The sequence below is a fragment of the Acinetobacter lwoffii genome, from assembly GCF_024129855.1.
Classification (GTDB): domain Bacteria; phylum Pseudomonadota; class Gammaproteobacteria; order Pseudomonadales; family Moraxellaceae; genus Acinetobacter; species Acinetobacter lwoffii_L.
Genome location: NZ_JAMXXC010000001.1, coordinates 288,817 through 312,515, shown reverse-complemented (window position 1 = coordinate 312,515; position 23,699 = coordinate 288,817). Strand labels below are relative to the sequence as shown.

15 protein-coding genes are annotated in these 23,699 nt (G+C 41.8%); 5 read left to right on the top strand and 10 right to left on the bottom strand.

Translation table 11 applies throughout. The annotated features are described in order from the left end of the window. Positions 1-34 precede the first annotated feature (34 nt). Genes NI465_RS01530 through NI465_RS01515 form a run of 4 tightly spaced genes read right to left on the bottom strand, consistent with a single transcriptional unit; the run spans position 35 to position 8,593 of the window. Positions 35-1,654, bottom strand: a complete 1,620-nt coding sequence (locus tag NI465_RS01530) for a hypothetical protein (protein WP_184413098.1) — start codon at positions 1,652-1,654, stop codon at positions 35-37. A 9-nt stretch (positions 1,655-1,663) separates the two neighbouring features. Further along, positions 1,664-3,625, bottom strand: coding sequence for a hypothetical protein (locus tag NI465_RS01525; protein ID WP_253144070.1), 1,962 nt, complete (start codon positions 3,623-3,625; stop codon positions 1,664-1,666). Beyond that, positions 3,615-4,034, bottom strand: a complete 420-nt coding sequence (locus NI465_RS01520; protein ID WP_253144068.1) for a hypothetical protein — start codon at positions 4,032-4,034, stop codon at positions 3,615-3,617. Before NI465_RS01520 ends, NI465_RS01525 begins: the two co-directional genes overlap by 11 nt. Next, a complete protein-coding gene (locus tag NI465_RS01515; RefSeq protein WP_253144066.1) occupies positions 4,031-8,593 on the bottom strand; it encodes a tape measure protein in 4,563 nt (1,520 codons plus the stop codon). Before NI465_RS01515 ends, NI465_RS01520 begins: the two co-directional genes overlap by 4 nt. 1,029 nt (positions 8,594-9,622) lie before the next feature. On the opposite strand from NI465_RS01515, the gene NI465_RS01510 reads away from it, so the two are divergent. After that, positions 9,623-10,276, top strand: a complete 654-nt coding sequence (locus tag NI465_RS01510) for a hypothetical protein (RefSeq protein WP_253144064.1) — start codon at positions 9,623-9,625, stop codon at positions 10,274-10,276. A 254-nt stretch (positions 10,277-10,530) separates the two neighbouring features. Here the strand turns inward: NI465_RS01510 and NI465_RS01505 are convergent, their stop codons facing one another. Further along, entirely contained in the window at positions 10,531-10,764 is a 234-nt protein-coding gene (locus tag NI465_RS01505) for a hypothetical protein (RefSeq protein ID WP_253144062.1), read from the bottom strand. A gap of 1,192 nt (positions 10,765-11,956) precedes the next feature. Between NI465_RS01505 and NI465_RS01500 the strand changes: the two genes are divergently transcribed. Beyond that, positions 11,957-12,676: a hypothetical protein gene (locus NI465_RS01500; protein ID WP_085064615.1), complete on the top strand. Its 720-nt coding sequence runs from the start codon at positions 11,957-11,959 to the stop codon at positions 12,674-12,676. A gap of 839 nt (positions 12,677-13,515) precedes the next feature. Here the strand turns inward: NI465_RS01500 and NI465_RS01495 are convergent. Further along, positions 13,516-13,878: a helix-turn-helix domain-containing protein gene (locus tag NI465_RS01495; protein ID WP_253144060.1), complete on the bottom strand. Its 363-nt coding sequence runs from the start codon at positions 13,876-13,878 to the stop codon at positions 13,516-13,518. Positions 13,879-14,649: 771 nt separating this feature from the next. Between NI465_RS01495 and NI465_RS01490 the strand changes: the two genes are divergently transcribed. Both NI465_RS01490 and NI465_RS01485 read left to right on the top strand, forming a co-directional pair. Then, positions 14,650-15,090, top strand: a complete 441-nt coding sequence (locus NI465_RS01490) for a hypothetical protein (protein ID WP_253144058.1) — start codon at positions 14,650-14,652, stop codon at positions 15,088-15,090. A 362-nt stretch (positions 15,091-15,452) separates the two neighbouring features. After that, entirely contained in the window at positions 15,453-16,028 is a 576-nt protein-coding gene (locus NI465_RS01485; RefSeq protein WP_253144055.1) for a plasmid replication DNA-binding protein, read from the top strand. A 135-nt stretch (positions 16,029-16,163) separates the two neighbouring features. On the opposite strand, the gene NI465_RS01480 is transcribed toward NI465_RS01485, so the two are convergent. Further along, a complete protein-coding gene (locus NI465_RS01480) occupies positions 16,164-17,018 on the bottom strand; it encodes an Abi family protein (protein WP_253144053.1) in 855 nt (284 codons plus the stop codon). Between the two features lie 286 nt (positions 17,019-17,304). Between NI465_RS01480 and ssb the strand changes: the two genes are divergently transcribed. Further along, positions 17,305-17,631 carry a single-stranded DNA-binding protein gene (gene ssb, locus NI465_RS01475; RefSeq protein ID WP_253144051.1) on the top strand — a complete coding sequence of 109 codons (327 nt, stop codon included), beginning with the start codon at positions 17,305-17,307 and terminating at the stop codon, positions 17,629-17,631. Between the two features lie 687 nt (positions 17,632-18,318). On the opposite strand, the gene NI465_RS01470 is transcribed toward ssb, so the two are convergent. The 3 genes from NI465_RS01470 to NI465_RS01460 form a co-directional block, all read right to left on the bottom strand. Further along, on the bottom strand, positions 18,319-19,314 hold the full coding sequence (locus NI465_RS01470; protein WP_253144049.1) for a hypothetical protein: 996 nt from the start codon (positions 19,312-19,314) through the stop codon (positions 18,319-18,321). Between the two features lie 321 nt (positions 19,315-19,635). Continuing rightward, positions 19,636-23,127 (bottom strand): plasmid replication protein, CyRepA1 family, encoded by a 3,492-nt coding sequence (locus tag NI465_RS01465; protein ID WP_253144046.1) that lies wholly within the window; start codon positions 23,125-23,127, stop codon positions 19,636-19,638. Positions 23,128-23,260: 133 nt separating this feature from the next. Then, positions 23,261-23,518 (bottom strand): helix-turn-helix transcriptional regulator, encoded by a 258-nt coding sequence (locus NI465_RS01460; RefSeq protein WP_253144045.1) that lies wholly within the window; start codon positions 23,516-23,518, stop codon positions 23,261-23,263. Positions 23,519-23,699: the final 181 nt, after the last annotated feature.

Genomic DNA, 23,699 nt, shown 5'->3' with positions numbered 1-23,699 from the left:
AGACCGCATCAAGCGGTCATATTTGATTTAACTTTTAAATTACGCGATCAATATCACCACGAAGCATGATCTGGAACTGGTCTGATAGAACCGCCGGCTCTGACTGTTTTACAGTGCGAATTACCCAGACCGGGAAATTTGCTGCCACTGTATTAAATCGTAAGACGTTCCCATTTGCCCAACCGGCTCCCCAGCCCTCTTTTTTGATCATGAAATATGGTGCACCAGTGATCGGATTGAGTGGCGAATAATCAACATTAGTTGAGCCGGCAAGAGTTAATCGCCCTGTATACTCCCCGACACAATAAAAGCTCTCTGAACCAGTGAAGACAATCGCCCAGCGTTCCTGAATTGCACCCTTATTGGTCATCTGGATTGGATAGAGTGAGTCATTAAAGTTTGCTGAAATTCCTGTACCAGTCGGCTCATCATTCCAGACACTATTCCATGCTTGCTGTACAAACTTGCGTGTGTAACGCGCCTGCATGTCACCAATGACCAAAGCAGACCCCACAATCGTATCCACCGCATCATAGTTATGGGTTAACGGCTTGGTAAATGTCAGCTGGCCATTGATCTGAACGTCACGAATTAAGCCCATGTCCTGATAACGGTATCTCACTGTCAGTGGAGCTACCAGATTACTCAGTACAAAGTCACCACCCAATGTCACACGGCCATAGTCATAATCAACTGTGTATAAATCGAAAGCTACTTTCGTTCCGTTAGCATCTTCCAGTTCTGCCCATGAGATCCGCTGATCATTGAGATCGTATGTGGTTCCTGCAATTGCACTTGGTAATTCCTGCGCTTTGCTTGAGCTGACAATACCAATACCACCAACACGGAATATCGGCACACGGCCATCAATTGGTAAACGTGTGGCAGACAAACCAAGGATTTCAGAATCCAGTGGAATGTAAGTATAGGCTACGGCGTTATAGCGCACGGATGAAGCATCCACCCAGACCGGGACATTGATATAAACGTCTAAGCCTTCCTGATATTCCAGTAATGGGTCATACCAGTCATTCGCTTCAATGTCTGCTCGGTTGGTTTCGGTGATTTTGGTTTTGGTATAAAAGTAAATCGTGACAAAGCCATTATCCCAATTGACCTGACCATGTGCCCGGCTGGTTTCAATCACCCCATTTTCATCAGCAGTTAAAGTTAGCTGCCCAAATTCAATTGATGCTAAAACCACAGTTAATGATTGCGGTCGGATCGGCATGATCGGTGTTCTAAAACTGATTTTATTGACCGGTAGCAGGTCGGTTGTGGTGGTCAAGGATTCCAAAGTAATCGTGTTATCTGCATTTGGGGTCCATGAGTCGATTTCAACAATACCGGTGCCATATTGAATAACACCTGACTGAATCCCACTGTTATTGGCTGGATTCACATTGCGATATAGCAAGCCAGTACGATCCAGAAGGGTATCAGCACCCACTTTGAAACGAGCTGAACCTGTCAGAATCTGCTCATCAAAACCGGAGGATAAATCCAGCTTGAGTTTGTTTGCCGTCACGGTATGAGTTGCCGAGTTTGAGCCGGATGTATCGCGGTATTTCACTTGAACATCAACAGCATTAAGGGCTTTTAATTCAACCTGCTGACCTTGAATGTCTGACGTTTGTGGAGAATAAAAAGACATATTTCCTCGCTAGGCAGCCGCATAGGTAGCCATAGGTGTAAAGGTTTGCACAAATCTGCTCGCTGTACTTTTTGGTGTGACTTCAACTGCGCCAGTGGCATAGATAATGGTGCCTTGCACTTGACCGCGGCTATTCACTAGATTACCCATAGTTGCATTCACCGGCACATCTGTCAGAGTTACAGACCCTGTAATCCCCTCACTGCTTTGAAGTGGAATTTTTAACTCAACACTATTTGGCTGAATTGCTGGTCCTGTACCAATGGTAAAGGTCAGCTTTTGATTTGCAGGGGTAACATCCATCTTGGTTTGTTCAAGTGAGGATCCATAGTTATAGATCACGGAGAAAGCTGTTCCTTTTTGAGGCAACTTGTTTGGAATGATCTTGCCAATACCGGTTGCATAGTTGATTTCACCTGTAGCATCACCAGTAAACTTACCCTGCGCATTAGAGGTTGCCGTTTTCTCTTCACCTTCAAGCATCCAGTTAATAGTTATGCCCGGCAACACACCTGGTCGTCCTAAATCAAAATCAAACGCAGCTTTTTCAACAGTTAAATTCGAGCGCACAAAAGTGACAATCGGTGTACCCCAGTTCAGCAGGATCGGTGTGTCTACATCTGGTAGCGCACCAGTCGTTAATAACCATGAGCCAGTTTCATAGTTGATCATGCCCGAACCAAAAGATGGACTCGCAGCCTTTAACTGGCCTGATCCATCATCTTTAAGCTCATAGAACTTACCTTGTGACATATAAGAAATCGAAAGTGCGCCTGGTGCTGGAATTGGAATTAATGCCCCTGTCCAGCTAGTACCCTGATTATTTTGAGTCACTGGAATCGCATGGCTCTGATAATACTGATTCGGTGCAGCGGCTGGCTTGAATGCAATATTCAGACTCATGGTTCCAGCTGGCGCTGCTGCGGTCCATTGAATCAAACCACGCTGGTAATCAATCGTGCCGACTTGTGTACCTTGAGTGTTTTTAAGCAGGCCGCCCTGATCAGTGATCTGCTGGCCTTGTAAAGTGAAAGCCACACTGGATGGAATCACTGCTGAACCGATATACAGGTTCTGGCTCACACCAATCACCATATTCGGATAATTGACCGTGATGGTACCTTCATTACCCGCTACCAGGACTACGCTTTCACCAGCCGCATTCACATCAATGATTGGTGTTTCAGTCTGAGCTGATGGAATGAGCTGGGCAAAGATGCTTTTGGCATTTACGGTAAATTCACCCACGTTCGCATCAGATGCTAATGCAGTCGATGAATAATACAGACCAGTATCAGCAACAATCGTATCCCGAATAATGGTTTTTGATGGATTGCCTGCATACCACTGCCTTGCAGACAAGCCTACAAAATCTATTTCCAGTGCATCATTTAATGAGTAAGTGGCAATCTTGTATTCCACGTTTTTACCATCTACTACCATAATAGCAGTGCGAGTCTCAACTTTTGTGATTCGTACGTACTGCTCACGCTCTAATACCTTGCCTTCATCACTGATCAGGACAATCGTATCCCCAACGGATGATTCAGTTTCTTGCGGAAACATGGCCACCTGCAGCGATGACATACCTTTCCAGTGGGTATCCAGTGGTGTACCTGCGATCTGGCCGCCTTTTGCTAGGTAGTTTTCCACCCGGTTCTGAGCCGACTGACGTTCATCGGTCCAGTTTTTGGTGCTGAACAGCAATGCCGATACGTTTGGATCATCCGGTAGCTCAGATACAAATACCGTTGCACCCATCAATAGATCAGTATCTTCTGTTGTGACCGCCGGAAAGACCTTACGCATGGATACATCCCCCATGGTTCGGTCCATCTCGGACACATCATTGAACAGGTTATTGCTGATCCCATCCTGCACCACGACACCAGAGTATTTACCACCGCCATCCGAGTTATCGGTCAAGCGTTCAGACTTGTAAATTACTAAATCCTTGGTTTCAATCGCCATCGTCCAACTCCGTAAAGCGCAAGGTCACATTAAAATAATCATCCAGTGATACCGCTGGAATCCCTTTTACCGGTGCGGCCTCTAAAGCCCCATCCTGGTGGTTAAATTTGACGGTGAACTGGCGGCTATCATGTGGCTGTTCAAACTGCAGTTTGAAATTTTCTTCCTGCAGTTTCGACCATTCCAAAACAGTCCGTAGTTCACGCAGCTTGATCCAGCCCATTTGTGAATCTGCCGGTTGTAAGGTGATTGGCCGTCCAGACTTCTTTTTGCCTTCCTGAATGATCAAAGTGCCATCCATGGTGTAGGCCTGATTTTGCTCAATGGCCTTCCATGAGAATTCATCAGGCCATAAAAAACCGTCCTCTAATGGAACGGCTTCGGATGTTGCTAAGCGGATAAGCTTCATGTGGATCTCGCCTGTATTTTTAATTGATTCACAAGTTCATTCATTAGAGATTCCTGTCCAGCAGGCCCGCTAAATTTCATCTGCTTACCATTGAAGTCAAAGTTATAGGTAACTTCTTTACTTGGTTGTCCTGTATCTCTGACTGAAGGTGCAGAAGGAATAGACGGCGCGTAGTCATTCAGGCTGCTGGAACCTGTAGAAGCCACATTGATGTTACGAAGCAACTCATTGATCTTGTTGGTGCCGTGCTGGGTGGTAATTCCCTTAGCAGCAGCATCGTCATACATCTGTCTCATGAGCGTATCTAGACCACCTACACCGCTATTGCCATAACTTGCCATCTTGGCATCACGATCTGCTTCCATGGCTTGCGACCAGATATTACCAGCCAGTTTTTTGGCTTGTGCATCGTCATAACCTTGAGATTTAAGCATAGAGATAACATCATTCTTGTTATAAGAATCATAGTTATCCAGACTACCAAGCGATTTACTTTGCTGCTTCATTGCCTTATCAAATTCGCCTTTGGCCTTATTGACTGCATCAGCCCAAGCCTCAGTAGATGACTTGGCGCCGTCTATTGCCCGGGTAGCAGAGTGAACACTACCCTCAATGCCTTTAACCCCATCACGAACACGATCTGTCGACCGGCGCATACTATCCAGTGACTCATTGGCTTTATCTGTGGCTTTTACAGTGGCCTTACCAGTTTCATCAATCTGCACTTCAAGATTACGCCCGGCATTCATTGCATTTACCGCTGCAATTCTTCCTGCGTCACCAGATGCAGCCGCAGACTGAGCAGCTTTTTCATAAGCCTTTTGTACACCTTCAGCAGTAGCCTTGCCGCTATCACGAACATTAATAAAATCCATTAATGCCTGTTGGGCAGCCAGCTTGAGATTTTCCTTGGTCTCAATGCCTAGTCTTTTGAAAGACTCCGTAACAGGATCGATATCATCAGGCAGTTTTTGAGCTTGCATCTTGATAGCAATGAGGCCTTGCTCTACCTGAGCAGTCGAAACTTTACCTTGATCTCCAAACTCTTGAAGCTTGGCTTTAGCCATATCAATTTCAGCTTGGCTCTTGGCCTTGCTAAGCCAATCCTCCCATGCCTGGTAAAGAACATCACCAGCCTGTTTACCGGTATACCCCGCCTCACCCAACTTGGTCTTAAGTCCATCCAGTTCATTCCCCGAACTACTGAATGATTTAGAAACCTTGTTTAGCGAGACATCCAGATCTACACCAAATAGTTTCGCCGCTGCAGATGCTCTTGAATATGCAGTTTCAGCCACTTGACCAGATCCAGTATTGGCCTTATTTAATTCAGCTATACGTAAATCACGGTTATTGGCCAACTCTGCTTCTTTAGCGTTGATGGCATTAATTGAGGATTGGGCAGATGCTAATGCATTTAAGTCACCAGTCTTTTTGGCTTGTTCAATCTGCTGCTCCAAGAGTGCACGCTCAACGGCGGCCTGTTTCTGATAAGCCAGATATTCCTCATCGGCTTTCTTAACATTTTCCTTGGCCAGCCTTAGAGCTTCTTCTTTTTTGGCAGCGCTTTCAGCAGCCTGTTCTGCACTCTGACTTGCCTGGACACTAACCTTGCCAGCCTCATCGATGGTGACGATATAGCCCTTGGTTAATAGATCGGCCTGCATCACGCCGTCCATGACCCCGCCATTGGCCTTGATAGCAGCCTCGGCATAATCCTGAGCAGAAGCCAGCATATCCTTATCTAATGAGGCTTTATTAGCTGCATGCTCCTTTTCGCGGCCCTCCAGTTCATTAGATTTCTGAATGATTGCATCAATGGTCGACTGGTTGCCATCCTTGCGCGCTTGGTTTAACTGCGCATCGATGGCCGCACGTTCTGCCGCCAAATCTTTTGATTTCTGAGTAAACTCTGTGTTTTTTTGAACAAGCTCTGCAAAAGTTGCAGTTTCGCCGGCTACAGCTTCATCGTTTTTCTGCTCTCGAGTTTTTCCTATATTATCTAGAGCCTTAATAACCTGGACTTCATGGTTTAGCGCCAGTTCATCTGCTTGCCCGTAGAGCCGCTTGGCTTCAGCCGTAAGATCCTGAAATTCTTTAAATGCAGCCTCTTTTGCATCGCCAAGCATAAACTTGGACTTCCAGTACATGAATGCGCCAGTGGCCTCGTACATTGCACCAGCAAATAGATTTACAACAATAGCAATGCCTTTAAAACCATCATTAAATAGGGCAAATACCAGACTTGCGGTTTGCAAAGCTTTGGTGAGGCCATTTGTCTTATCTTCTGCCGTGTCAATTCCGCTATTAAAATCAAAGATGGCAGACAATGCCGTATCTAGTACCTGGGCAGTGGTACCAAACATAGAGCCAAGTGATGCTACTAAGGACTTTACAGCCTCATAAGCGGTACTTAATGCCTCTTTAAGTGCCTCAATTGTGGCCGGGTCAATCTTCTTAAGCTGATCCCCTACCCAGATAAAGCCTTCGCCAATATCTTCGAGTATGGTCTCCACTACATCCATGTTGTCAGCAAGAGTAACCAGCCATTGCGCTACTGTTGCAGATGCGCCGTTTGCTTGGTCCATGGTGCCAATCAAGATTTGCCATTGTGTAGTGATACGCTGCAATGCGTTACCAATGGTGGTTGGGAACTTGGCATAATCGGCTTCAATTGCAGCGGATTGACTCTGCAGGGCCTTAATGACCTTCTCGGCTGACAGTTCACCGTTCTCGGCCATCTTACGCAGCTCACCAGTGGTGACACCTAATGACTGAGCTAAGGCCTTAGAGATGCCCGGAGCCTGCTCCATGATTGAGTTAAACTCATCACCACGTAAAACACCTGATTGTAATGCTTGCGTGAATTGGGTAATTGCTGCATCAGCTGCAGCTGCCGATCCACCACCAGTCTGAATGGCCATATTAATTGTTTTGACCAGATCAAGACTTTGCTGTTGGGTCATCCCCATCTGCTTACCGGTATCATTCACTTTCGTAAATAAGCCCGCAGTAGCATCAAGACTTGAGTTGGTCATCAATGCAACCTGGTGCACCCCAGCCATGGCATGAGTAAAGTTCCCACCTTCACTGGTTGCAATGTTGATCCGGGCTGAAAGGTTGGTATAAGAATCTGCTGCTTCAGCAATTTCTCTAGCACCAATACCCACACCTACGGCGGCCATAGCACCAGCAAGAGCTGTAGCAGCGAATCTGGTAATCTCCATGCCCTTAGATAGCCCAGAAACACCAGTGTTAGCCTTTTGAGCGGCAGGCTCTATCCCATTTAACTCATTCTTGAGTCTTGCAATCTCCTGCTCTGTGGCTTGGGTTACACGCGCTACTTCCTCGGCCGGCAATTTACTATTGGCTTTAAAGTTTTCGAGCTTTCTTGTCAGATCGGCAATAGCATCATTAATCACGGACGGCGGTTTAATGCCTAATGCTTCATAAATTGCATGTCCGGCTTGCTTGGCACTACCGGATGCCTTATCTGTGCTTGTGGAAACGCCCTGCATTGCAGTGGTGGCTTTTACATTAAATTCGGAGAAGGCTGATTTAGTCAGATCTACTGCTTGCTCAAGACCTTTAACCTTGTCACCAGCTGCCTTAATCTCATTAAGTGTTACAGCTTCACTGCTTTGCTCTAGTGCCGAAAATGCATTTCTTGCTGTCAGTAATTCACGCTCTAGGGCATTAATGCTATTGGTGCCAATGCTGCCAATACGTTCAATTTCCTTGGTGCTGAGGCTTGCGCCGTCACCCATACTTTCAATTGCACGGGTAGCGGTCTGCGCTTCACCTACTACCCCGGTTAGATCTACGGCGCTAAAACGTTGTACTTGATTGATAGCTGATTGAGTAGCACCATCCACACCTTTCATGGCATTGATAGCAACGCCTTGATAGTAGTTGAAGGCACTGGATGCTTCGTTAATGGCATCTTGGATACTTAGAACACGCTGTTTGGCTATTTCAATATCTTGCAGAGTACCATCAGTGCTTTGCAGTCGAACCAGTTCTGCCTGAGCAGCTTTAAGAGCTAAATTCAGCTCATTGAGACCCTGCTCACCTGCACTAGACATTGCGCGAAGTTCACCGGCACTAATGGTCGACTTATCGCCCAGAGATTCAATTTCTTTTGCAGCAGAGAAAAACTTATTACCCAGCATTTCTGCCAGCTGAACAGCGTCACCTGGAATGGCACTACCGATTTCAAAGCCAGCCTTATTGGCCTTGTTTGCTGTGTCTTGAAGCTCATTGCCTAAGCCATCAATCTTGCCCGATGCTTGGGATGCTTGTGTCTCTAATGCATTGGCGGCCTGAGCTACTTCACCTAACTTGCCTTTAGCCTGATCAGCCTTCTTCTGAAGATCATCAGGTACAATTTTGCTAACTTCTTTTCCTGTTTCTACAGAGGCAGCTTTAAGTCCATCCGCTTCCTTTTTCAAAAGAGAAATGAATGACTCCCAATTATCTTTAGATGCTTTGGTGCCAGCATCAAAGCCCTTGGTGTCAGCATCCATCACCAATTTAAACGTTAAATTTTTACTACTCATATGTAATCCTTACTTGGTTATCTCTCGGCCTGTCACAACAAAGAGTTACATGTCAAAATGACACTTTATATTCTACCAAATACAAGAGTAGACATAGAGTAAAACCTTTAATTTAAAGGGTTTGATTTATTTCATTCTATTTTTATGTCTAAAAAGTTACATGCAAAACAAGCACTGATAGACATAGGGTTACATGGCTATAAGTAGCTATAAACTGGCTGTTAATGAGGATTGATAGCGGTGTGCCGCTTGGCATTTGAAATGCGGATGGGTGTACTGAAATATGAGGAAATCTGAACGTAATTTTTCGTTGAGTGAATATTAGATTCTAAATCCAGAATTAAGACTGACTGGTGAAGTTCGCTTAGTAATGCTTCTATTTTTGCCTAGTAATGAAATCCAGTTTGCTTAGTAATGCACATTCAATATATCGAGTAACGGCCGGTGCTTTCGCCTAGTAACGGTAGGGATGAATACATAATAAGCAAAACACCAGTGCCATCAAACGATACCAGTCACATAAGATGGGTAATCCTGTTCAATAGGACTGGTTACTTAGGCCTGTCTCATTTAGGAGGAATAATTGGCCCTACATGGATTTTATCTAGCTGCCTAAGGTAGGACAAAAAGTCATCACGATCTATTAAATCCATCTGCCTAAAAGATGTTAGAGCGCCATGAATCATCCAGTACCTTTTATCGGCTCGTTCTGTATGATCCAGTAGATTTATTAGGGCGGTTAATTCTCCATTAAGCCAATTCTGTATTTTGTTTTTAAGCACAGTCTTGTTCCAACTTGATCAGAAATGAATAGCCAGTATTGTCATTGGTAGCGATATTATCTTCCATGGCGAATGATGACGTTATTGCGCGAAGTCACACGCCCATAAAAACCGCTATTTGCCTGGCAGCTGTAGACATGAATGAGAGATATTCAATTTGAGCTGACCAGTCCCGTTGCGTAGAACTAGTACCTTTAAAAGGGGTATCCTGTTAAGTAGGACTGGTATATCGAATTAATTGAAATTTATGAAAAAGAAAACTCTGGAAGAGAAGATAAGACAAGTAGGATTTTGGACTACTGGCGGGATGTTCTGGTACTTGGTTATAGCTTTCTTTTTGAAAAGTAATTATCCAATTTATGAATATAACTTAGATAGGTCTACAGCCTATGATGTTGTAAAGGATGCATTAACCTTAGCTGCTGCATTCCTTGCACCGGTTGCTGCTTTTGTTCTTTTCACTGATTGGAGAGAACAACATAGATTGACCATGAATGAAAGGCTTAGTATTAATATTTTAGAAAGAGTCGTTAAGTTAGATGGATTGCTACTTCTAGAATGGAATATACAAGCTAAAGATTCTGAGGGATGGGAGGTTTTTAAAGATAATTTTATAAAATTACTCAAAGAAATAAGAGAAGAAAAAGAAAAAATAAACTTATTAAATGATGATGCAGCAAAATTAAAGAGTAATCTTGAATCATTAAATTATATATGTAGTGAATATTTATCAGCCCATTACAAGGCGGTCCGGTACGAACAAAAAAGGTTATCCGTACCTATTGATAGTGATTTAGAATTTAACTATAGGACTCAGGCAATACAATATGGCTCTAAGAGTATGGAATTGGGACTACATGCTAAAAAAATTATTAGCGATATAAGAATACTCTACATTTGAACTAGACAATAAGGACTAGCATTATTTTCTAAGAAATTGATATTTATAAAATTAAATCATATTTTTTATAGGGCCTAAAATTTAAAATAGAACCGAATCACCAATTAACCTTCCTTTTATAGGATTATTTTGAAATATTACCCTTTCAGATTTAAAATCCATAAGGGTCACATTTGAAATGCGCCCCTTCTATCTGTCGAGATCAAGCATCCTATTAAGTTAAGCCCAGTATTTCATTTTGCTTGGCAGATGAATTAATTAGATGGATCCACAGTAATTCTCACATAGCGATAAAGGAATCCTGTTTTTTCATCAGATCCGCTGTTCAATTCCATCTCATGCACTAAGTCCTCTATCCGGCCTTCATGTAGTTCACCATCAATCGTTAAAGATATCCTCTCACCTATACGTGGCATTACAGGAAAATCAACTCCGACTGAACTGTCAGGATCTCCTTTGAAATCTATTGCAACTCTGGTTGTGCTCATATGGTCCCACCTTGAAGTTATCTAAACTATATTAATAACACGGAATACTGCAGATACTGCTGAGGCCACCTGAAACCCAATGAAGCTGAATGAAAGCGCCGTATTTTAGCGATACAGCATTCACGCACATTACCTTGACAGCACATCACCAAAAAGCACCCTAAAAACCACTTCAAAACCTTATCAAATAAGCATTACAGCCATTTTATTAAAACTGCATTTCGTCAAGGTACGTCAAGGTAAATCCTGTCCAGATTTAAAATCCATCCAGATAGTTTTTGTTTTACGGCGTATTTATGGAAAATGCTCTCTATGCCAGTTACATCAAGGCATATAGCAATTTAATGAAATTGATTTCGTAAAACTACGTAAAACAAAACACCATCAATTATTCTTTACGGCGCTTATTTCGCTTCCTTGATGGGCAACCAGCAGAAAGACCATGAAAACAGCTTCAAAGCTATATGCAGCAAGGTTTTCCGCTATTTTGAGGAAATCTAATTCCATCAAGATTCATCAAGAACAAACAAATCTAGCACTACTACTTCATACAAAATATTTTAGATTTTGCTCAGTAACACTTTTAGAAAAAGTATGAAACGCACAGTAAAAATGTCAGAAACGGACGGTTAAAAATTCCCAAATATGTCAGAAACGCACAATAAAACGTGTCAGAAACGGACGGTATGGAATGTCAGAAACGCACAGTTTCCGGCTGTGTAACGGTAGACATGAGTACTTATTGATCTAAATTTTTGGGCTTTGGATAATAGGCCTTAAATGCCATGTTTTGTCATGCCATGAAATTGAGAAAGAAACGGGCGGAGATAAGCAAGGATCATCCAGATCTGGATCATGGTATGCATAGATGCGTATGGTGAGTAATTAACCTGAAGAATGTCCAGAAATAGCCCCGACTTATGGTTTTTTATCAAAATTTATCTAAATCATTAGGAAAATAGTGCAACACGTTTTTGCCAATTTAACAGTAATTTATTGATAAATATAATTTAAACATGGTTTTTATCTTCCTTGAAGAGAGTGCCAAAAATACGTGTTTTTCATGCATAATTAGTGCAAATGAGGGTAAATTTATGCGCTTTTTATGCAATTTCATGCCAAAAACAGGCTTAAAAATGCAATCAAGGGGTATCTAGCGTGTATTTCATGGCAAATATTGTGAGTTTTATGCATGAAAAAAGACAAGAAACGTATGGTGGAGGATTATCTAAGTATAGATAGCCGATCTATGGCCAAATCGAATTCACTGGCAGACGGCGCTGCAGGTACATGGGTTTGGAAGAATGGTAAAGGTGATATCGTCGGGAGTGTAGGTTATCTTCACCAGGACGGCGTACTTGCCCTCCAATATGCAATTGATGGCCAAGCGATACAGCGGTACATCAAGGTAACGTCCACACCATGCAATTTCGGAAAACATCGGTACTGGTTCTTATGCCCTAATCATGGCTGTAGTAAGCGTGTAGCAAAACTTTATCTGGCTGATGGTGTATTCCATTGCAGGCACTGCCATCAACTCAATTATCAGATTCAGCAATGTCCTAAGAGATATGTTGCCAAGCTCAATATGCAAAGCATGCGCATAAAACTCGGATGGCCATTAGATTGTGACCAGGTTCCATTCATTAATAAGATACATAAGCCACTTAATAAGAATAAGAGGACGTTCCAGGCTATGGTTGCAAAGCATGATGAATATGAGCGTCAGTACAATGCTGCATCTATAGCATTCCATAATGCATTTATGGATAAGCTAGGCAGACCCACGGAAAGCAAATACTCGGAATTAGAGACTTATGAACGCCCATTAAAATCCAGTTTAAACCCTATCCGTAGCAAGGCTAACAGATCTGCCAAGAAGGCCAAGCAGCTATGCCCAGACGGTGATTAACATAAACCAATTGGGTTTTGTTTGGGTTTGAGGAAATTCCCAATAGCACAGCGCGTAGATTAACGATTCGTGCACGCCCATTTAAGCTACGTTTATTCAATACCTGGGATGAAAGATTGATTTCAGCATATACCAAAATCAAAGTATCTATCGCTTTGGGGAATACCGAAACAATAAATAAGCGATACCAATAATACTCAAACTATTCACTACGATAATTTCTTAGTAGATCGCACCGTATTGATTCTATTGATTGGGTCAAAATGAGCCAATCGGGAATAGAAGGAATGATAGGAAAATCAGCCTAAAACTAGGGATAAAATAGGGGTACAAAATAGGGCGGCTTTGATGTCTAAAACCTGTGTTCCGTGATACCCAATACGTGTAACAGGTATATAAGGGCCATGTCTGTACTTTTGATCATTTTATATACTTGGACTATGTTACTACATCAAAAAAATGCTGTTACCACATCAAAACCTGTAATAGTGATTTCCTGTTACCACATCAAAATATGAACCTTATGCCATGTTTCGATTTAAATTTTTTATGTAGGACTTTGGCTAAATCCCTTAATAATTTTATCCTGGCACATTCACCCGATTTTCAATAATCCAATACACACCCAAACATGGCATAAGCCAATCAATCTCCCATTTTTTTGGGGAGATGATCCAAGCCCCAGTGATCGACCACAATCAATGACAATGACCCTCAAAATGAGTGCCGTTATGATTCCAAGTCTTATCAGATCCCAATGTTAGGTTTTGTGAGGTTTAAAAATATGACAGCGTAATTTTGCGCTGTCATTCCCTAGATTCTGGATAATCTGCTGATCGTTAATGCCGAACTCGTCTATCAAAAATAGTCCGCGTTCTAGGATCAAGCCGTTCTTGATCATATTTAGCTTTTAGTCTCCGTTTTATAATATCTCTTGTTATCTCGTAGAACATCCCATCACGACTGGAATATTCGATCTGATATTCCATAGCTACATTATAAATTTCATCAACTGGCACTTGTAAGTGCTGAGAATAAAACTCAACCATATCCCTGCTAATTTCTCCATTACCACCCCGCTCTATATTTGAGATAAAACTACCACTGCACCGAAGGCTCTGGCCTAATTCGGTTTGTGTTATTTTCCTGCCTTCTCGAATACCAGCTAAAACAGCACCTAAATAATGATTTAAGATGTTCATAATTATTTCCTTTGAATGTATTGAAAACAGCCTACTAAATTTTTATGGCTAATTGGATGTAAAAAAATACATACTTATAATTAACTGAAAATTAATGAATTATTTTTTATTTTTTTTAGATAGTTGTGTTTTTCCGGTATAGTTTATTTCCCTAGTATGCCCCTATACCGCCGTCTACTTGGTAAAATTTCCTAGGCTTTCCGTTCTGTAACTTATTGTTTTCAAAGCAAAGCGCAAAATTGCGTTCACGAAATTTCTGAGAGCATCTTAATTTCCCAATACGTTGTCTATTTATTCAGTTGTCATGATAGATGAATCTGCATGGTCATCTTGGCCATGCAGCTATTAGGTTGGTGTTGGCCAGGTGGTATTCCTTTCCACTACACTTAAAGTTTAGTTAGCATTTCGAGGGTTTCGGATCGGGACCATTTCCCCCACTGAGGGATATGAGTAATCTTGCTCGCGTTTTAAATGTGACCAAGTGACTTGCTCTACCATTTGGCCAGCCAAGTTAATTCAGCATTTGAATTGCGGATTTAAAATCTGAAATTCTACTGACCATCTTAAAGATGGTTAGTATGGATTTGGGCTCCACCAAAAAGTGGAAGTTAAAAAGGGCTGTCAAAAATGACGTGCAGCATAAGCTCCTCTTTTTTGAGGAGCTTTATTGCAAAGGGTGATATTTAAAATTCACCCCATACCTGCGCCACCGCCTGGTGGATCAGAGCGAAAAGGTACTAATATAATAGCTGGGCCATATTGAGATAATTAATGAAAGTAAAGGTTCCTACACATGAAGACTATCGCAGCCATACTGGTCTTCATTATCGCAATTTATGGGCATCAATAGATGATGGATGGATTTGTCCTGCGTGTGGGCGCAATAAATTTCAAATCATGAAATGGACTCTAAGATTTCCTGCTTCTCCGCACAAATTCATGGACTGGGTTGCTGCTTTACATAAGCATCATGATCACTCTGTTGCTCCCTTTGAGAATGGCCAGCACCGATTCTCTGAAACTTTAATATGTGGTCAGTGTAATGCTGCTGATGGAGCTGCGAAGAGAAAATTAGGATTGCCATCTAACTTCTCATCTTCTCCACAAGAAATGCGAACTTTTATTCAAGCAACACCACATGGCAAGCATACAATTAACTTTGATTTGGCCTCTAAAATTTATCAATCACTCTCTGCTAGTATTGCTGAATAAGCTAAGGATTTTTTTGCTTTTAACACCCGATGAACACTCGTTGTACCAACGCCATTGGCGGGTATGTTATTATTGTCTAATCGTTCAGGGGTGGGCGAAGTGCATGCTGGTGGATAACAACACCGGATCTGAATCTAGTTCGGACTTGCACACAGAATGCCAGGGTCATGTCTGGCATTTTTTTCGCCTATGAAAAATAATGATCTATATATGCCCCACCCATCGAAACATCCTATAGCAACGCCGTATATGTAGATATTTGCTCGGGTTTTAGATTATGCTCAAGAGGTTTACTTGGTAGACATCCACCCCATGTCACCAATAGACAGATGTTTACACCCCTGAAATTAGAAGATTAAGACATGACAACACAGCTTTCCGTGATAGAAGTTGCCGAACTGTATGGCTTCAATAGACAGACAGTTTACAAGCGCATTAATAAGGGCGAATTATCCAAGAACTCAGATGGCAAAATAGACCTTGCTGAAGCAATCCGGGTATTTGGTGAGCCAGCATCAAGAAACAAGCCTGTTACATCGATAAATCCAGAAGATACAGTGCCTTCCTTGGAGGTAGACATGCTCAGGGAGCAGGTAGACATTCTTCGAGAGCAGTTACGCTTATCTATGGATCGTGAGCGATTGGCCAAGGATAGGGAAGAAGTAGCACTGGATCGTGAGCAGTTTTATCAAAATCAAATTGAGATGATGCAACGCCTACTTATGGCACCAAAGCCATCTGAAGAACCTGTACCGGTACCAGATACGCCGTCTGCTCAAAATGATGTCCAGCCAAGTGAGGATGTAACACCTAAGGCTGAGTCGACATCGCCCGTAGACAAAGATTTACATGGAGTTACACCAGATACCGCGGCACAAAATAAGTCTGATGACAGGGGAGCACCTAAAAAAGGGTTCTGGTCTAGCCTGTTCCAATGACAACTTTAGTTTACAATGAAAAATTAAATTGTTAATATATTCTGGTAGCCCTATAGAACTGGTGATTTAGTTCATAAGACCATAACCCACGGAGCGTTATTGGTTAGTATCTATAGGCAGAGATATAAGAACCGGTCAGAAATGATCGGTTCTTTTTTTATGCCAGCACGAAAATTCACGAATACCATCATGAGATGCAAGATGCAGTAACCGCTGGTAAGAAGTGGTACTAATGTAATGTTCTGCCGTATCCTCAGAAACCCAGGAGAGCAGCTGCACACTATTACGGATCTCCCTATTCAAACGCTTGATCACTTCATCCTGGTTCGATGGTTCTTTCACTAAAATTCTACCGGTACCATTTTCAATCACAGCACTAAACTTCCACACTGGTTCCAGGTGGGCAAGTCTATTTCTCCACTTACATGTGAACTTGACCCTCTCAACAATAAGAGCATGCTGACTGTGATTCATTTTTCGCATATTTGGGAAAATTAAGGGGAATAGCTTATTCCAATCTATAAAGCTGCCATCCTTGTACCACTTAGCTGTTATTACATAAGGCCACTTACCAAACTCAAGCTTAGATACCACAACCTGAGGAGGACGATTTAAACACCCACCACCTTTGTTATGAGTGATTTTTCGAAAGCCTCTGCCAGTCTCATTAAAAACAGGTTCATCCTTCCGATCTAACCGGGTAGAGCCATTCTTATTTTTTTCATAGAAATCGATGTGCTCATACCAGGAGAAATTGTCATTAATAACGCCGTCATTCAATTTTGAAGAAACTTCCCGACTTAAGGCATCGTGAATACTATTCCTTAGGCATACCTCAATACTGCCAAGCAGGATATAAAGCTCAGATGCCAATGCCTGATTCCAGAAGTAGTAATGAATGCAATCTTGTTCACTGGAGCACCCAAAGAAGGTTACATACGAAGATAAACGTGGAGAGCTAATTGATTTAATTACGCCATGCTTGGTCATTTTTCCCGATTTCTTCCCTCTATCAATTCACTCATGTTAAATCAATTTAATTGATAATTTTGGCTATAATTCATACTTTCTATTGGCAAAATATACCAATATCAGCGCAGATAGATGCTCTTTCAGGAAAAGCCCAGTGATGTAGCCGATTGTCTACGGCGTTACATGATTTAAATACTTATATATCAATAGCTTAAAAATTGCATTTCGTATAATACTAATTATGTTAAACGACTTGTTCAAGCTATATACTTGTATATATCCAGCCGCAACTAAAAGAGCACTTATGCCAAACGTAAACCGCGCCGTTATCATGGGAATCCTAGGCAAGGATCCAGAAGTAAAAACATTTGATAATGGATCTTCTATTGCTTCCTTCAGTGTGGCCACATCTGAATTCTGGAAAGACAAGAATACCGGTGAGCGTAGAGAGCTGACTGAATGGCACCGGATTGTAGTTCAGGGCCGGCTGGTGGATGTGGCATCCAAGTACCTAAAGAAAGGTGGCAAGGTTTATATCGAGGGATCTCTGCACACACGAAAATGGAAGGACAGTAAAGGAAATGATCGTGAGACTGTGGAAATTAAGGCGAGAGAATTGCAGCTACTCTAATAATCAAAATTTGATTTTAATAATTAATAATATAAAGCCCATTTATTGGGCTTTTTAATACCCTATAAAAATGAAACATATAATCCATAATTAATAATAATCCTTATTATTTTCAATCTATTTTTATAGAGACATGCAAAATAACAGAGATTATGTTAACCAAAAAATTGGAAACAGATTACTACTATAATCTGTTTCAAATTATACACAGGTAAGTCTCTGGTACTGTATTTCTGGAATTAACATAACGTATTCTCCGGTAGGCAGCATACTAAAGATTACTTATATAATCTTTAGTTCCCTGTATTTTTACCCCCCTACCCCACTATTAAAATAAATATTTTCCAGTCCTCTGCAGACCAACATGTAACTCTGTGCCTACCCGATACACCAGATTAGACACACATTTGTACCTCAGTGTATCTCTGTGTTTGGAAATGCTTATAAATAAAGCAAAACACCTGTGACCACCATGCCTACGGCGTTGTAACGTAATGACAAAGTAGTGACAGGGGTTTACGTAATAGTAGACAGGCCACTCCCCCACATACTGCATATAACTATTATTATGTGCAGTACCTATAAAAATCCTATAAAAACAATACTCCCCCATATACTGCATATAATTACTATTATGTGTAGTGCCCTAAGGAGAACATTAATTGCTAACCATGTTAATAATCTATTTTAATAAGGATGATCTTCAAAGTATTTTCGCTGATTCAACCATTCAGCTTGAACTCTATAGAATTTATCTTCAGTCTTTAATATTGGCGCAGTAATTTCATCAAGCTCCCACTCCGGGGAAGTTAATGTATAAAAGACGCTCTTATATTCTGGTGCACCAAATAATCCCTGAAAGATTCTTTCGCCATATTGACTCTCAAGCAGGATATGAATTGCAGCTACGGCGTCCAGTAAATGCTTAAGATTTGCATGAGGTATATTATCGCTTCTATTATGCTTTACTTGATTATAGGCATAGTACCAAGGGATCGATGCAGTAGATCTGCTTTCATCCCAGTCCTTAAATGGTGTAAATATTCCTAAACTCGAATACTGGGTAAGTTCGACCTCATATAGATTAAGCTTTAATACATCTCTGCAGCGGACATAGTCCACAGTGCTATATCTGCCTTTTTCCGGATAGCCATTTTCAGTCAATACCTTAAGCAATAGATATTCAACCTCGGTGCATGCCAGGATCAGCAGCTCCCTTATCTTATGACCATAAGTTTTTAGGTTAAGTTCAACTGGCTCAATAAAGTTAAATAAGTTATCAAGGCTCGACTGTATGTTCTGATAGGCTCTCATATCCTGCAAGAAGTTAGGATCAAAGGGGTTAAACTCAATATTCTTACGAAAAATTCTAGGGTAATAGGATCCCGGATATTTAATCCGATGGAGCTGCACCACATTAGGATTTATGGGTGCTTTTCTTGATAAGAAATAGTTAATAGCTTTCGGTGTTATCTGCTCAGGATCTCCTTCTTCCATACCAATTGCAAAGAGTCGACTCCATGTATGCCATGAAGAAATATCATCAGTGGTCAAAATGGTGGACCCTGAAGCAGGGTAAACGATATAGTGGACTTTATCGCCGTCCCTTTGGAAGAATCCAAGATCTCCGCTTTCATTGCGAAAAACTATTAATTCCTTATCGTTGCCACAAGATTCACTCATCCTCAAATCCATTTTCTAAAAATAAAATTTATGCTTATTTAAACACATTTAAGCAACATGCTTAGGCTATTCAGATAGCTCATTGGTATTAGCTTTTTTTTGCACAACCACACTGTGTGAGCATGCTATTGCCTGTTGGTCACCCTGCTTTTTTGAAAACTAGACTTGCTAAAAAAGATGTACACATGACCCCTTTTCTCTATAGAAAAGTGTACACATGACTCTATTTTCCTATAGAAATACAGGAAAGAATTTACTCTACTGGGTACATTGGATGTAGCTGCATTTCATGTGCCTACATTTCATGCTATGAGTTACCATCTACTCATTCACGATCCTATAGACCATGTGAAATATACCCTCATCCGGTCCATCATTGGCACTTGGCCTGATTACCTCTACCTGCTGCAACCTGACATTGCCATTTTCTATGCCTGATACCAAATGATTCAGCTCTAATTTATTGATGACATCCAGCTCAAATTGATTGACGACGTTATTCGCTACATGGACCTGCTCTGAGTTAAATTTCAGGTCACTATATTCCTGCATCAGGTTCAGAGATTCAGACTCAATTTGGTAGTAATGCGACTCACCAACCAAATCCAAAAGATGTACAGATGACCTGTTTCTTGTATATAAGTATACGGCCATGTGTACACTTTTCTCTGAATTGCGTTTCCGCTTAGCGTTGAGTCCCATATGCTTCAGAATGTCATTTAGTTCCTTCGCTGGGGTCTTACTAGGCTTATAGTTTTCTGCGCCAAAATAACGAGGAATAGCGCCAATTGATACCAGTAGAAAACGGTACTTATAAACCCGGTCAATAATTTCTTGCGCACACTGCTTGTAGAAGATCGACCCAGGTGCAAATTCAATACCATCAAATACGATTGAATATATCTTGCTGAGTGCCTTTCTATAGCTTCTGGATGTAATGTCCTTCTGGTTATCATTTAGAGACTTATAGCGGCCTATTGCTGCACTGAATCGCACAACCTTGCCCGGGCTTACCTGAAGATCTCTATCGGTCAGCATATGATCTGCTGTATACCCTAGTGATTTTTTAATATGCCAGGCCTCCAGTTCAATCAGTTCTCGTTCATCTAGAAAGGTCTTTAACTTCAGGTTCTCTGCCATGGCATCCGAAATAGGACACGCCGTCTTTAAGGCATTCAGGCGCTCTTCACTGATTTCTTCCTTTGCCTGCTTCAGGTTTTCTTTGTAATCCACCAGAAATTCATAATCCTCTGCAGATGGTTCATACCTGCAGATCTCGAACTGCTTTGAATTGAGTATCCATAACAGGCCATTAGCAAAGTTAGATATCGCTTTATACCGGCTTTCGATCATATTGGTGCGCAATTTAGAGAATTCCGTAATTTCGGCCTCTTTACCGTCCTCAAGGACACTGGCTTGCTGTCTACCCATAAGTAGGCGCGATGCCTTAATCTCTGTTTTTTGTTTCTGATTCAGGAATAGATGAAACTCTTTGCAACGGCGCACACGTCCGATCATCTGGTATGCGTCAGTAGGTTTAATGGTTCCACCGGAGAAGAATCCAGCCACCATGTCAAAGTGATCATGCTCAATTGATAAGCCAGAGCTAATTACGCTACTGGCAATAATCACATTATATTTCTTAGACTCTTCACCCGGATTGCTTAGGAATGCCGCCTGATCCTTCATTCCTTGGTTGGGTCCAGTAATAGCCAGATGTCTAATATCATCATAGTGACTCAATGCACGTGACAGCTCGTTCACTTTGTCCTTGGTATCACATGTAATCCAGATGTTCTGATTGTCTACCATGATCCTGGACAGAATATGCCTAAATAGCTCAGCATCAGAATTATGTATGCACACCTTCTTGCCTTCATTCTTTGGCTTGATCTGGACGAAATTGAACTTCTCTCCAGGGCGGCAACGTTCAATAAATTTCAGCGTACGCTCGTTAATATTGGCATCTGCCACAATTAAGCATTCTGCCTTGGCCACAATTTCACAGAGAAGATCATGTACCAGTCTGGCATCTGTGTGATGGAACATATCATCAGTAGTAAACGCCTCGAGCACCTGTGAAATCTCATCGATAAACACATATTTGTTGCGCCGTATGAAGTCCCTGAAATGTTCATAGTTGATACTTGGTAGACATACAGATAATGCATCTTGTGAGCTTTGCCATTGATTAAATCGGCCCTGCTTGATTGCTTTTTTTACTGCCTGCTTCTCATCTTCATAATGATCAGTCTTAAGTCTTTCACTCATTTCACGGATAAGGCTGCGCAGGTGAGCAATAGACAGGAACGTATGTCTATGACTGTAGCACCAGCGTCTAAAAGGGAAGCCTACACGCTGGGTTTTCCCAGATCCGGTAGGGGCTTGAATGATGTAAACGCCTTTGTAGTAACGCTCTTCCCTGTATGGCACCTGAGTTACATTCTGCATGTCTACCGGTGTAAAGGCTGTATTTCTGGTTACCCAGTCATAATCACGTAGTTTGAGCTGATCCAGACTATCAATGACTTGAAGACGATGCCGGTTCAATTTTTTTGGCGGTACCCATACTTCGGATAATGCAGTTTTCTCATTACATTCCAGGATGTAATTTACCTTTGTGATAATGCTATCTAGTGTAGCCGGATGTAGCCTGCCAGCTGTGGCCAAATCAATAGATTCTCTCAGGTCCCATATGCTCATCTGATATGGGATAGACTTAATGCATTTAATCGCATAGCTATGTGCCAGATCAGCACACCTCATTGGGTTCATTTCACTAGACATGAGCTGAAGGATTTTATCTGCTGATTGATCTACAGCGATAGGCTTCAGCTGTTTCCATGCATCCAGTACAGGTAGATCCGTTACTGGTGGGGATGAAAGGATCTCATTAATCTGATCCTTATCCAGATCTGCAAAGTCTGCACCTGGCTTAGGTGGCATATAGAATTTTGAACCAGTCTCTATGGCTACCTTATGCCCCTTACCGCGAGCAGTAATTTGCTGCTTAGTCAGCAAGACTTTCTTTGTCAGATCCTCATTACGATCTACGGCGTTATCATTATCGGCAATGATGAAATCACCAGGCTTGGCCAGTTTGCCAAAAACCTCTTTGATCTTATCTGCAGTAAAGCACACTACCACTCTTTGACCCGTTGCGTGATGAAATGCTAGACCTGTTTTATAGCCCTCACAGAAAGCAGAAGGCAGTTTTCCATCTATTACAAAGTGGTAATTCGTAGACTGTGCACCGGCCAGTGGACGCTTACCCTCAAGAGTGATGAATTGTAAGCTTACGATCTCATTAGTATTAAGGTCATGTAGTGGGATAATCAGGGGGTCTACAAAGTATTGCTTCCCACTGGTTTTCACATGACCAAGACGGCGTGCTCCAATCGGCTTGATCCACGCCGTCTTAGGGTTACTTTGCAGGTATGGATGCTCATCACAATCAGCAGCTCTATTCCAGATCTGCTGAGCCTCATTCTTTTTTAGGGCATAGCTTTGCTGTTTTTTTAGTTCTTCCTGCTGCTTGGCCAGTTCCGCTTTGCGGCGGCGCTCTTCAACTTCCTCACGTGTAGGTGCCTTATTTTTATCCCAATCTGGATTAAAAGCTCCGCTGGTCCCAGTGGCATGGTCATAATAGAAATACGTGCCATCCGCTTTGAGTCTTACAGACGTAGAAGTGTTTTTCGAATTTTTCCCAATTGATGGGATTCGATATTCTGTCTCAGGGGAAAGATAGGCTGGTAGCCGATCTGTGTTGTACCCCATATCGTTTAAAAAATGATGGACGGTTTTTAACAACATGTTATAATTGATTCCGGATTTAGGGCCCCGCAACTAGACTTTGGACGGTTATAGTTGCGGGGCTTTTCTATTTCTAAATATCTTAAATTTCTTTAAGTTCCCTTTATTCCCAATAAAAACGCAAAAACCCCGCTTAATAAGCAGGGTCATTGGATGCATTCAACTGTTTTGTTTTATTCGCTTCAATGAAGTCTTTTACATCGCTGTATTGCCAGCCGTAAATTATTCCGAAGCGTTTTGCTTTGGGTATTTTCCCTTTTTTAGCAAGTCTCTGCACCTGGCGAATATGTAGCCCAGTTTCCCCAGAGATGAACGAAGTTCCGACAATATTAGTTGGGTCGGTAGCAGGATTACTGTCTTGTTCACAATTGCTTTCATATTTTTGTTGCATAGATGTGTCCCATCAACACACCAAATATCAAGCGATTCCAAGCAATAAGAAGCAACTAAACGCGACTATAAGCAACTTTATACAACTTTTTTACCCAATTGGAGTGTTAAAAAAGTTTCATTCACTATAAAATCACGGTACATCACTTACTATACTGCTCTGAACTACTCCTTTTTTGGTG